The 13458-nt window shown below is 42.0% G+C and carries 12 protein-coding genes; 1 reads left to right on the forward strand and 11 read right to left on the reverse strand.

The features are described 5' to 3' along the window. Positions 1-160 precede the first annotated feature (160 nt). The 4 genes from LIR34_RS00765 to LIR34_RS00780 all read right to left on the reverse strand — a co-directional run bounded on the left by LIR34_RS00765 (position 161) and on the right by LIR34_RS00780 (position 6015). Positions 161-1666 (reverse strand): polysaccharide deacetylase family protein, encoded by a 1506-nt coding sequence (locus LIR34_RS00765; RefSeq protein ID WP_173901558.1) that lies wholly within the window; start codon positions 1664-1666, stop codon positions 161-163. 156 nt (positions 1667-1822) lie between these two features. Beyond that, positions 1823-3124: a trigger factor gene (locus tag LIR34_RS00770; protein WP_173901557.1), complete on the reverse strand. Its 1302-nt coding sequence runs from the start codon at positions 3122-3124 to the stop codon at positions 1823-1825. A gap of 32 nt (positions 3125-3156) precedes the next feature. Beyond that, entirely contained in the window at positions 3157-4542 is a 1386-nt protein-coding gene (locus LIR34_RS00775; RefSeq protein WP_173901556.1) for a polysaccharide deacetylase family protein, read from the reverse strand. A 24-nt stretch (positions 4543-4566) separates the two neighbouring features. After that, positions 4567-6015, reverse strand: a complete 1449-nt coding sequence (locus LIR34_RS00780; RefSeq protein ID WP_161285133.1) for a polysaccharide deacetylase family protein — start codon at positions 6013-6015, stop codon at positions 4567-4569. Between the two features lie 312 nt (positions 6016-6327). Between LIR34_RS00780 and LIR34_RS00785 the strand changes: the two genes are divergently transcribed. Next, a complete protein-coding gene (locus tag LIR34_RS00785; protein WP_161285032.1) occupies positions 6328-6777 on the forward strand; it encodes a hypothetical protein in 450 nt (149 codons plus the stop codon). Positions 6778-6835: 58 nt separating this feature from the next. Here LIR34_RS00785 and LIR34_RS00790 read toward each other — a convergent pair whose 3' ends face one another. The 7 genes from LIR34_RS00790 to ispE all read right to left on the reverse strand — a co-directional run bounded on the left by LIR34_RS00790 (position 6836) and on the right by ispE (position 13407). Further along, a complete protein-coding gene (locus LIR34_RS00790) occupies positions 6836-7282 on the reverse strand; it encodes a DUF1934 domain-containing protein (protein WP_161285031.1) in 447 nt (148 codons plus the stop codon). Between the two features lie 19 nt (positions 7283-7301). Beyond that, complete coding sequence (gene murI, locus LIR34_RS00795; RefSeq protein WP_173901555.1) at positions 7302-8123, reverse strand: glutamate racemase; 822 nt, start codon at positions 8121-8123, stop codon at positions 7302-7304. An 83-nt stretch (positions 8124-8206) separates the two neighbouring features. After that, a complete protein-coding gene (locus LIR34_RS00800; protein ID WP_161285029.1) occupies positions 8207-8452 on the reverse strand; it encodes a hypothetical protein in 246 nt (81 codons plus the stop codon). A gap of 69 nt (positions 8453-8521) precedes the next feature. Beyond that, entirely contained in the window at positions 8522-10183 is a 1662-nt protein-coding gene (locus LIR34_RS00805) for a GerAB/ArcD/ProY family transporter (protein ID WP_173901554.1), read from the reverse strand. Next, positions 10180-11724 carry a spore germination protein gene (locus LIR34_RS00810; protein ID WP_173901553.1) on the reverse strand — a complete coding sequence of 515 codons (1545 nt, stop codon included), beginning with the start codon at positions 11722-11724 and terminating at the stop codon, positions 10180-10182. The genes LIR34_RS00805 and LIR34_RS00810 overlap by 4 nt, the downstream gene beginning before the upstream one ends. 111 nt (positions 11725-11835) lie before the next feature. Then, on the reverse strand, positions 11836-12519 hold the full coding sequence (locus LIR34_RS00815; protein ID WP_173901552.1) for a GntR family transcriptional regulator: 684 nt from the start codon (positions 12517-12519) through the stop codon (positions 11836-11838). A 24-nt stretch (positions 12520-12543) separates the two neighbouring features. Then, entirely contained in the window at positions 12544-13407 is an 864-nt protein-coding gene (gene ispE / locus LIR34_RS00820; RefSeq protein ID WP_161285025.1) for a 4-(cytidine 5'-diphospho)-2-C-methyl-D-erythritol kinase, read from the reverse strand. Positions 13408-13458 lie beyond the last annotated feature (51 nt).

A 13458-nucleotide genomic window follows, 5' to 3' on the forward strand; every position in this document is an offset into this window, starting at 1 on the left:
AATCTGCACATTTTACCACTCTCATTTCAGCCCATTTATAGTCATATTATACCAACGTGGTTTGTCTTCGTCAACTAAAAGTACTGTGAGTTTTCATATCTGCAAATAAAAAATGAGGACAAAACTTTTTCTTTGCTTTGTCCTCATCTGTACTTCTTATTTAGTATGTATCATACGAATCATCACCGCTGGAATCCTCATCATAATAATCCCCTGAATCACTGTCACCGGAAGAATCATCTCCGTAATCCTCCGATCCGGAACTGTCATCATAGGAACCGTCACTTTCGGAATCACCACCTCCTGATGAATCACCACTGCCCGACGAATCGTCTCCATCGGAGCTTCCATCTCCCGAACTGCTGTCTCCTGAACTACTGTCTTCCGAACCATCACTGGAATCTTCGGAAGAACTTCCATCACTTACATCTGTGCCATCAGAAGAACTGTCTGATCCATCAGAAACATCACTGCTTCCATCATCTGTGGATGCTGAATCTGAGTTTCCATTATATCCCGGGATCGTTCCTGCCTGAAGCTGACTGTCCCAGAACTGTGAATAACTTGCATTCTGTAAGGTTACATTCTTGGCTGCTGCAAGTTCACTGACTGTCATCAGCTTATATCCCTGAGCAGTAAGATCCGGTATCAGTTTTAATGCCGCCTGAACAGAAGGTTCATGAATATCATGCATCAAAATAATCGTTCCGTCTGTCAGATCTCCATTCATAACCGCGTTATAATCTGCCGTTGCATCCATCAGTTTCCAGTCCTCTGTATCCAGTGACCACATAAAGAATGGCTTCTGTACCGCATCAAAAATATCCTGGTTTGCGGCTCCATATGGTGCCCGGGCTACTGTAGAAATCTGTCCACAGGCTTCCTTCAAGGCATCATCCGTCTTCTGAAATTCTGCCAGAACATCATCCATTGACATATTTAACAGTGTCTGACTCGGATGATCCCAACTGTGGTTTCCAATCTCACATCCTATATCTACCATTCTCTGTACAGTTGACTGCCAGGAGCCCACGTTCTGTCCCAACATAAAGAAGGTCGCATGCGCATTATTCTCTTCCAGACAATCCAGAAGTTCATCTGTATATTCTCCCGGTCCATCATCGAAAGTAAGTGCAATTCTCGGTTTATGTGTATTCGGATCATATGTACCATCATCATTAAAATAATAATCATCAAATCCAACACTTACCCAGCCGGTCTGAATATAACCGTTTTCATCAAAATAATACTTGGAACCATCTATCTCCTGCATACCATTTGCATAATAGGTTCCATCTGCATTCTGATACCATTTGCCTTTCTCATTTTCATTCCATCCAATAGACAGCTGAAATGCCTTTGCCGAATCATTCTTAAGCGGATACCTTACTGCTGAATTTACTGCTGTTGTCGTTCCCGATGCAGTGTCTGCAGTACCATCCGAGACGGTTTCGGAATCTGTATTATCAACTTCAGCCTGAACCTTGGCTGGTTTCTCAACATTCCTGCCGCTGATCCTGTTGACAACAGGAATCAGAATTCCTCTTATAACAAACACGACGACAAGAATCACAGCAATGACACATGCGCCCAGCCGCATCATCTTGCGTCGTCTTACCTGCTGTTGTTTTTTGCGTATTCTCTCACGCAATACTTTTTTGTCCATGATTTCCACCTGCTGTATTTTATCTCTGATGGTAACTGTTCAGTACCCTCACAGTTGCCTCTGATGTTACTGTTTATGGTACTTCAGTAACACATTCATCTTATTATCATAACGCATTTATTATGGAAATACAATTGTCTTTTGTTAAATATTTGTTTATTCCTCTACCGTATCATCCTCCATGACTTCTCCTGCCATATCTTCCTCTGAGGCTTCCTGCTCCGCGTCGCTTCCATCGTCTTCCATCAGTTCTGAGTCTGTATTTTCTGCGTCAGAATATGCATCTTCATTCTCGATAGGATCCTCTGCACTTCCAGTTTTTTCGTTTACAGTTGACTGTTCCACAATAAATTTCTCTACTCGAAGAAGTGCCAGTGATTCGTTCACTTCATCTTCGCCATATGCTTCAATCAGTTCATCTATGCTTTCTACTCCGTAATCCGCAAGCAGATTATTCTTTAAGTCTTCTGTTTCTTTATCGTTCAGACTTAATCCTTCTGCATCGATAATTCCCTGAACGATCAGATTCTGTTCCACTTTGGATTCAGCATAATTCTTGCATTCTTCCTCAAAGTCTTCTTCTGTAAGTCCCCATGCTTCCAGCAGATCACTCAGTTCTATGTCATTGTCTTTTGCTGACTGCTCATATAACGCCTTATAATTTTCTTCTGCTTTTTTGACTTCTTCCTCTGGATACTTCTTGATTTCAGATGCATCAAGTACCTGAGACCATGCTGTTGCATACAATTCATTGTCTGCTGTTGTAGCAGCCTGTTTTTCAAGATTATCCCTTACAGACTTCTTATACTCATCTACGCTCTTGTAATCTGTATTGGAAGTAACCCATTCATCCGTCAATTCAGAAGGTCTTGTAAATTTCTGAAGAGTAACCTTAAAGATTGCCTCCTTGCCGGAAAGGGAATCATCATCACTGTATCCTTCCGGCAAAGTAAGCGTCAGTTCTTTGGTTTCACCTTTTTTCATTCCAACCAGACCCTCTTCGAAGCCATCAATTCCCATGTCACCTTCACCGACAACCAGTTCATAATCTTCTGCTGAGCCTCCGTCAAATTCCTCGCCATCAACCGTACCGGTGAAATTAATAGTAACAGTATCTCCTTCTTCAACGGTTCCGTCCTTGACTTCCGTTCCCTTGTCCTGCAGTTCATAACTGATCTCTGCATTAACATCATCATCTGTTACTGCCTGTGTGTAACGGTCCAGAGTAAAACCCTTGTACTCCCCGATTGTAACATAGTCGGAAATATCTTTTACAGAAACAATTCTTGTCTCTTCTTTTTTAGAATCGGAATCTTTGGACTCCTCTTTATCTTCTGATTTATCAGCGACTGCCTCTGTCTTTGTGGTATCTTTATCAGAATTTTCTTTACTTCCACAAGCGGTCAGAGATACTGCCATGCACGCTACTAACATTGCTGCTACTACTTTTTTCTTCATAAAAAAATTCTCCTTTCAAAACAATCTGTATCCTACATCTCCGGAACCGGTGTCGGTCTGGAAGAATCCCATACCTCTGATACATCAAAAAGGTCACTGAGCATGTCAGGATTATAGTACATACGATATCCATCCAGATTTCTTCTTCCCTGGCGGAAATACTGGTCTGTGATCTGTACAAAATACTGACTGGAATCTACATTACAGAAATAATCGTATCCGGCTTTTTTGTAATAGGCAAATTTCGCATTGTCACTGGAATATCCCTCCCAGTCACCAATATCTGCGCCAAAAGCAAAGATAACCATATCTGTATCACCAAGGATCGGTGCCACATAAGCTTTCCATTTCTTGTCATCTGTTTTCAGTTCCTCTGCCGTGGAAGTCGTTGCATTCCGATGTCCCCAGGTATGACTGGCAAATTCCCATCCTTCTGCTTTCATGGCATCAGCAACCTTCTTGGCATCCTTCACATTCTGGTCATAATCAAAATCCGGATGACTGTCCAGGAAGGCCTTCTGGTCATCCTGAAGGTTTTCTTTATCTTTATAGGCAATGTCTGTACGATATCCAAGAACACCATCATAACCAGTCATCGCAAGAATTCCCTTACGTCCATGATAAGAAAAATCAGGATGCTCTTTGATAAATGCATCCAGAAGCGGAACCATATCGTAATCTCCTACCGATACACTTCCATCATCCTCAATATATTCTGTTTTGACATCACCATTCTCATCAAGCACCAGCCTGGATGCATAACCGTCACCATCCATATAATGATAGTAGCTTACATCATCCTGTGAGAGTACAAACGGAATCTTGCCTTCCGGAACCATGATCTTTCCACGGCTCATTGTACCGTCTTTGTTTACCGTTGCCATATCATGCGGACTTACAAGAACATATCCTTTATCATAAAGAATCTGTATGATCTTATTGAACTCACTGATCGTTGTCATTACCTGATTATATCCACCTGATTTGGAATCTCCGTCAAATGCCTTGCTGGTATCTTTGATCAGTGTATGAAAAAATACATGTGTAATCTTTTCCAGCGGATATTCTACAAGCGAAGACTTGGAAATCTGACATTTGGCTGCCAGATCCATATAATCTTTATTTGATACAAACTCCTTCTGACCTTTCAGAAGTTTGATTGCTTCATCATAATTATACTGTTGATACATGATGGTTGCCTGATCAAGAATGGACTGCTCTTTACTGGATTTTGAAGAATCCTCTTTCTCCGAGTCATTACTGTCCGTTTCTGCCTCTTCCTGAGAAGCAGTCTGATAAGTACTGACTGTTTTTGTTTCCTTTTTTGCTGTATCATTCAAAAGCGACAGAATATGACTGCCGCTTAGAAGTATCGAAGCTGAAAAAATACATCCAAGTATCACAGCTCTTTTCTTCATAGTTGTAACTCCCTCTTTCTTAACTTAAGTCATTGGTGGTACCGGAGTCGGTCTGCTTGGATCAAAGACATCCTTTACATTAAACAAATCTTCCAGAAGTTCCGGATTATAATACATACGATATCCATCCACATTTCGCCTTCCCTGTCGGAAGTAACGGTCTCGGATCTGCACAAAATATTTGCTGGAATCCACATTGCAGTAATAATTGTATCCGACACTCTTGAGGTATTCAAACTTGTCCCCGGAATAATCTTCCTGCACCGTCAAATCTGTTCCAAATGCAAAAATGATAATATCCGTTCCTCCGATCAGAGGATCTACATTATCTTTGAATCTCTGTGTATCTGCCTGAAGCTGTTCCAGCGAAATCTGCGCAACATTCTGATGACCCCAGGTATGACTGGCAAACAGCCATCCTTCTTTCTTCATGGCCTCTGCAACTTTCTTTGCTTCTTCCCGTTCTTTTTCCAGGCTGAAATCCGGATGTGCATTCAGCCATTCTACTTTATTATCATCCAGATCTGCCGGACGTGTTTCATAGCTGATATCTGTTCGATATCCAAGAATCCCATTATATCCGGTTAATGCCACAATACCCCTGGCTCCTCTGTAAGAAAAATCAGGATGTTTTTCTACAAAGCGGTCGATCAGTGGAACCATATCATAATCTCCTACTGATACACTTCCATCATCTTCAATATATTCATTTCGGATCTTACCTTCATCATCTACAACCAGTTTAGAGGCATATCCGTCGCCGTCCATATAATGATAATAACAGACATCATCCTGTGAAAGCACAAATGGAATCTTTCCTTCTGGAAGAAGGATTTCTCCCGGTGACATACTTCCATCCTCATTCACCTTTGCCATATCTTTGATACTGACCATTACATAACCCTTATCATACATAGTCTGTGTAATCTTGTTAAACTCATCTATCGTAGTCATAACCTGATTATAATCAGCCTCTTTGTAGTCTCCATCAAAGGCCTTACTCGGATCCTTGATAAGAGTATGATAGAAAATATGTGTCACTTCTTCCAGCGGCCATGATTTACAGGAAGCTTTGGCTTCTTCATATTTGCTGACTGCATTCTGCATATCAGAGTTGCTGCTGTATGAGGCATCTTTCTTAAGAAGCTCCATCGCACCATCGTAATCATACTGTGCTGCTTTTCGTTTCGCCGCTTTGAGCGTGTCTTTTGCAGAAGCTTCAGAAGAAGCTTTCTCTGTTGTCTGTGAATCTTTGACTGAAATCGAAGCATCTGAAGCATTTACCGCCGTTTTCTTATCAGAACTGTCTGACGATGAAAGGAGTCGTCCTGCAATTCCCCTGACTGCCGCAGCTGTCACAAACAGGATGCCAATAGCCATAATACCCAGGATAAGCCTTCTCTGACGCTCTCGTTTTCTCTGTAACGCCCGACGTCTCCGCCTGCGTTCCCGCTGACGCTCTTCTTCTGTCATCCTTCCTGTTTGGACAGATCGGGATGTCTTTTTATCGGCTTGTTGTCTGGGTTTCTTTTTACCATTATACCTTTCCATACTAACTCCTTATCTCGTCTGTTCTGTAATTTTTAGTATACCTCATGTTATTTTTCTTATTCCAGATCTTACAATTTATGTTCTTTATATTATACCTGTTTACCAATATCATTTCCACCGTTTTTCCTTTTCTTCACGGATTTTTCGTGAATTTATTTGCCTTTTGTAATAAATAATGTTAGAATATATTTCGCATAAATATTTATAAATATATACACATTGAGGAGGGTATCTATGAGTACACTTAGCATCGTCCTTCTTGTTATCCTGGTCATTCTGATCATTGCCCTGGTTGCACTTTATTTCTTCGGAAAGAAAGCTCAGAAAAAGCAAGAAGAACAGCAGGCACAGATTGAAGCTGCAAAACAGACCGTTTCCATGCTGATCATTGATAAGAAACGACTTCCACTCAAAGAATCCGGTCTGCCTCAGATGGTCATTGACCAGGCTCCAAAGCTGATGCGCCGTTCCAAACTGCCGATCGTTAAGGCTAAAGTTGGTCCGAAGATTTCCATACTGATTGCAGATGAGAAAATTTTTGATCTGATCCCTGTCAAGAAAGAAGTAAAAGCCGAAGTAAGCGGTTTATACATCGTAGGTGTAAAGGGAATCCGTGGTTCTCTTGAAACACCGGCACCTAAGAAAAAGGGATTCTTCAAAAGAATGTTCAGCAAAAACAAATAATATCAAACAAAGACAATGCCCGCCAAGTCAAAATGCTTCGCGGGCATTATTTTTGTCTTTATAAAACAAATTCATCGGAATCCTTAGACTGTGCCTGTACTGTCAGATAACAGTCCGCAACATGTTCTTCATTCATATCAAGTGCGTAATCCACTTTCATCTGAATATCGTCTTCACTTTCTTTCAGTTCCAGGCCTGTTGCTGCAATTCCCATCTGAAGAGTTCCATATGGTGTATTATAAAAAGTTTTGTTCTTTTTTCCCTGTTCAAAAACCATATGTACGTTTACCTGTCCCTGTTTTCGGATTTCTACTCCCTCCGATGACATTTTAATATAATTTACCGTTGTCTGTGCAGAATCATCCAGCATTTCTTCATATCGCAGATAATGACTTCCATTTCGGAAATAATACTGTCCTGGCACTACAATCTCAATCGGTTCCTGCTCATCGTCTGTTTCCATCAGCTGAAGACCACGTACATGTATCAATACATCTTTGTTCATCTGTCTGCTCCTCCTGATCTTAATATTTTTCTATGTCGATTTTTTTTGCCATCGACACATCATATGGCAAAATAGAATTTGCAAAATCCTTAAACTCATCTGCCAGATCACTCACATAAAAACGATACGAAAATTCCTCTTCTCCTGTCCCGCTGCTGGAAATATCCAGTTCTGCAAGAAGAGCCTTCAACTGCAGTGCTGTCTCATATGCCGGATTAACAAGACGTACGTTCTGTCCCATAACCTCTCTGATCGTGGAACGTATCAGAGGATAATGTGTACATCCAAGAATCAGCGTATCAATCTCCTGCTGCTTCAATTCCTGAAGATACCGGGAAGCAACCTCGGTAGTTACCGGATCATGAAGCCAGCCTTCTTCAACCAGCGGAACAAATAATGGGCAGGCTTTTCCGATCACAGTGATCTCCGGATCAAGATGCTTCAGGAATGCTTCATGAATGCCGCTTCCGACAGTTCCAAGTGTTCCGATCACACCAACTCTTTTATTATGAGTTTCCTCTGCTGCTACCCTTGCCCCAGCTTCAATCACTCCCAGTACAGGAATATCCAGTTCATCCTTTACTGCATCCAGGGCAAATGCACTTGCTGTATTACAGGCAATCACAATCGCCTTCACCTGCTGTTCTCTCAAAAAATGAATGATCTGCCTTGAATAGCGGATAATTGTCTCCTTTGATTTACTTCCATAAGGAACCCTTGCTGTATCACCAAAATAAACAATCTTCTCCGATGGAAGGTTTCTCATGATCTCCCTTGCGACAGTAAGACCGCCCACTCCGGAATCAAATACACCGATCGGTGCATCTCTGTCTATTTTCATAAATCTATTTCTCCAGTTCTTCTGTTCTGTTTGATGTTGATCGTTCAGAAACACCTTGCATTTCTGAACGATTATTTAACATCTTACCACCTCTCCAGCGCTTTCGCAAGCCAGAAGGACAGCTTTGGCGGCTGTTTTACCGTATTTTCATAATTGTCTGCCGCTGTATGTGTATCTTCAAAACAGAATTGAGGATACAGGGTTCCCCACCACGCCATAATACCAGAATCTTCGACATTTTTCGGCGCACCCGAAAAAATCACTGCTACCGCCATCCCCACTGCTACAGAAAAAAACATTCTTTTTTTCCAGTTTCTTAACCAGTCCATTTTATTACCTCCGGAAATCTGTTAAATGCAAATGATTCTCTGTCCGGAGTATGCACACTTTGCAGATTTTTATTCCAGACAGACCTGAATTTCTTCGTCCTGCAGAATAATTTCAGGAATGTCCAGCAAAGTATTGTTTTCATAGTGCTGCTGATATACCTGCCGCAATGTAACACCATTTTTTTCCTGCTCCGGGATTCTGTTCTCAAGAATTCCCAGAAGATATTCACCTGTCGAACTTCCATTTTTGTTCCATTTCATGATCTGCTCCGGATATTCTGAACGAAACACATACACATTTTCACCGATCAGAGGCTCTTTTTCCAGATATGCCAGCAGTTCCTTCCAATGCTCCGACTGCACCAGCTGATTCTTAAGAATCAACACCTGCAAATGTCCCATATCCAGATATTTTTCCTGTGAACGATTATAGATTTTCTCTATTTCATCAAAATCATTTCCTTTTATCGACAGCACAGAATTTTGACTTTCCTCTTTTTCCTGTCCTTCTGCACTCGGAAGTTCCGGCATTCCGTAAATGAGTGTCCAGCCATCTTCTGACCACTCTGCTCCCAGTGCAAGAGGATACATTCGTTTCTCCGGTTCGATTCCTGCACATCCATTTAATGCAAGAATAAAAGCCATCAAAGCGACTATAGTTGTTTTTCTTGTTTTTCTCTTCCGCCCACAGAAAAGAAGCAGCACCTGTATAAATAAAAGTCCCGGAACAAATATGGTTTCCAGGTAGTTTCTGTAAAACGTCCTCACCGCAATACCTGATACTTCCAATAATGACAGTCCAAACACCAGTGCCGCCATCCAGTACTTTGCTGTTCCCAGATGGCATTTTTCCACGACCTGATGTCCATAGTAAAAAAGGCTGCCCAGTGCAAACAGCAATCCATATAAGAGAAATCCCATCCAAAGTACATCGAATCTTGCAAGAATGTTTCCCGGAAGAGCTGCACCGGCAAGCAGTGGCAGAATTGGAGACTCTTCTGTCAGAAGCCTGTTCCATCCAAATACTGCCGGAAGCAGAACAAGCACTCCTGCCAAAATTCCACCCACTGTAAGAATCGCGCCTATAATCGTTTTGCCCACACTTCCCGGTCTCACCACATCACGCATGATAAACGGAAGCAGGCCCACCCCGGAGAATCCACACAAAAAAAGATATCCACCCTGAACAACTGCCGCCCCGCTTATTCGTTCCGCTTCAGCCATCTCCTGTAAATAGTCAACCCGTATCTGCCCCAGACACAGCACCATCATAAGAAGAACACCTGCCAGAAGCAGGCCTCCTGATATCTCCGCCATCCGTCCTCTTCTCTGAATTCCCTTTTCTGTTCCTATACTGCACACAACTATCACAAGAAAAGAAATCCACCCTGACGGAATTCCCATAAGCAGCCATCTCGGTATGATCTGTTCCAGTATTTTCAGAATATATACTGCGGTAAAAATGATATAAACAAGAAAAAAGACCCCTGCTATCCGCCCCCAGAAACTTCCAAGGAAACGTACCATATCCGAATATCCGCTGGTCACTCGCAAAAGTATAAAAACATAGAGTATCAGCACAGATACTGCCAGCACAATACCCCAGAATCCATTCATTCCCTGAATTCCATTTTTTCCCGGCAGACAGACAAGAAAAGGTGCCAGAAAGGTCAGTATCATCTGTCTGTAAAGCTGTCTGTGAGAAATTCTGTTGTTCTCTGCAAATTTCATGAATTCTTCTCCTCCTGTTTCTGCCCTTCTTTCAAATCTCTGCTCTCATCCTCTCCGGCCGAAGTCTTTCGCAGGCGGATTTTCTGTTCCCATCTGGCATAAAGTGGTCTCTGCCATCTCTTTTGAAATGGGATCCTCAGGATTCCCTCACCGGTATCACAACGAGGAACTTTTTTTATAAACGGAAGCATATATGGCATGCCAAAACTCAAAAGTCCGCAAAGATGCGAGATCGTGAGATAAATTCCCAGAACAATACCAAAAATACCAAGATATCCCCCCAGGAACAAAAAGATATATTTCAATAATCGAAAAGCTGATGCAAACTCTTCCTCCGGAATCACCATGGAACCCAGTGCAGTAAGAGCAACGATCATAACAACGATCGGACTGACCAGATTCGCACTGACTGCTGCCTGACCGATGATCAGACCACCCACGATTCCAATAGCATTTCCTAATGCTCCCGGAACACGCACTCCCGCCTCCCGGATCAGTTCAAAAGACAATTCCAGAAAAATCAGTTCCGTCACACTGGAAAATGGTACACCCTCCCTGGCTTTTGCAAAGGACAAGATCAGATTTGCAGGAAGAATCTGTGTATGAAAACGTATCACAGCCAGATAAAGCCCCGGAAGCAGCGTTGCCACAAGCAGTGCAAGATATCTTAGAATTCTCAGAAAAGAAGTCATTTCAAAATGATGAAACCAGTCTTCACTGCTCTCCATAAATCCATTAAAGGAACTCGGAAGAATCAATGCTGTCGGAGAATTGTCACAGAGAAGAACAATCTTTCCGTTCAAGATCTCCATTGCTGCACGATCTGGCCGTTCCGTTGTCTGATACTGAGGAAACGGAGAATACCAGGTTTTATCTGTCAGCTGTTCCAGCATACCACTGTCAAAAATACCATCTATTCTATATTCGTCCAGACTGTTTTTTATATTCTCCAAAAGCTCCTCCTGAACCAGATCCTCCATATAGAGAATCTGCAGCATGGTTTTGGATCGGACACCTGTCGTTTTTTCCTCAACCTTCATTCTGCTGTCCCTGATTCTTTTTCTGACCAACGCGGAATTTGTTTTTACAGAGTCAGAAAATCCTTCTTTGGAACCTCTCAGAACTTTTTCCGATTCCACTTCTGAAACACCCAGATTCGGATAACCTTTGCTGGATATTTTCATTGCCTTGTCGTATCCGTCTATAAAGAAAACGGCATTTCCTGCCAGAATTGCTGACAGTACGTCTTTCATATTTTCAAGTTTTCGTACATCTGCAATACCCAGACTGTTATTTTTTACAAATTCCTGTATCTGATAGGAAGAACTTTCCCAGAAATGATTTATCATTTTTCCCAGTGCAGAATCATCAAGCATCATATTGGACACAGCGACTTCAATATAGACAATCAGACAGTCCACTTTACTTTCATTTCCCAGACGCATTGGTCGAATCAGAATATCCGCACAATTTTTAAATTTGTCTCTGATATAGTTTTCATTCTTTCTCAGTTCACTGTAGATTTTTATTTTTTGCTCCATTGCATCCTCCTGCCATAAACATAAAAAAGAGACACATATTTATTTATGTATCTCTTTTAGAATAACCAGATTATGCAATTTTATTTATCTCAGTCGAGAATATACAACAAATCAGCGATCCTGGTTTTCCTCTCTGATAGATCGGATGATCGCCTCTCTCTGATTTTCAATATGCTGATAAGTGATCTCCTGTGCCTTCTTAAGATCGCGGTTCTTAATGGCCTCATAAATCTCCTCATGTTCTTTGACCAGAAGATTTCTTGTCTCTTCATCCTTGAGATATTCCACACGATATCTGTAAATCTGTTCGCGAAGATTGTTAAGCACCTGATTCAGCCTGCGATTATCAGAAGACTTGTAGATCACCTCGTGAAAAGCCACATCTGCCTCTGCAAGTCTGACCAGATTACCTTCTGACATCGTGTCTTCAAAATTTCTGGCAGCCTTCCAGAGTTCGTCCAGCTGCTCTTCTGTCATTCGTGCACATGCATTCTCAATGGACAGATTCTCCAAAGCCATGCGAACTTCCAGCACATCATTCAGATCTTTTTCAGTGATGTTTGCCACCTGTGCACCACGACGTGGAATCATCACAACCAGTCCCTCCAGTTCCAGCTTACGCATAGCTTCACGAACAGGAGTCCTGCTGACCCCAAGTCGTTCTGCCAGTGCGATTTCCATCAGTCTTTCTCCGGGTTTGAGTTCTCCCTTCAAAATTGCCTTACGCAGTGTGTTAAACACAACATCTCTCAATGGCAGATATTCATTCATGTCAACAGAAAAATCATTCATCATAAGTACCTCCTGCAAAAAAAATTCTCAGTTCCTGCGGTTAAAAACTTCCGTCGCAAACACTGTCCTGGCCAGATGACTGCTTCTTAAAATTCTGGCAGCTGTCTTCATCTTATTCTTATCATCAAAAATACCAAAAACAGTAGGGCCGCTTCCACTCATCATAGCTTTAAGTGCGCCATGCTTCTCCATAAGATCTTTGATCTCCTGGATTACCGGATATTTAGCAATAATTCCTGGTTCAAACACATTCCCCATGCGGGAAATCATACTGTAAATATCTCCGTTCTCAATATCCGCGATCATGCCATCAATGTCCGGACGTGCCCCCAGATTTCCAAGATCCAGATTTTCATAGGCAAGCTTGGTAGAAACATTTACTCCCGGTTTACCGATCAAAATATAACATTTTGGGAGTTGAGGGAGCCTTGTCAGTTTTTCTCCGATGCCCTCTGCCAGTGCAGTTCCCCTCATAATGCAATATGGCACATCTGCTCCAATCTGTACTGCACGTTTCATGAGCTCTTCTTCGCTTAATCCCAGCTGAAACATCTTATTGACACCAACAAACGCCGCAGCTGCATCTGAACTGCCTCCTGCCATTCCGGCTGCCACCGGAATGGATTTGGTAAGCTTCATGGAAATTCCCTCCTGAATATCAAATTCATCCATAAGAAGCTTTGCTGCTTTATATACCAGATTTCTTTCGTCTGATGGAACATAAAGAAGATTGGTAGTCAATGTGATACCCGGTGAAGATTTCTTCCGGATATCCAGAAGATCATACATCTGGATCGTCTGCATCAGCATACGAACTTCATGATAACCATCTTCTCTTTTGCCCAGGATATCCAGTCCCAGATTAATTTTCGCCATTGCTCGCAAACGCATAAATACACCCTCTGTCCTTCGTATTTTTTGTTTTTCATGTACTTTGTATAC

Origin of the sequence: Blautia sp. MSK17_66, assembly GCF_020538025.1 — a bacterium.
In the GTDB taxonomy this organism is placed as follows: domain Bacteria; phylum Bacillota; class Clostridia; order Lachnospirales; family Lachnospiraceae; genus Blautia_A.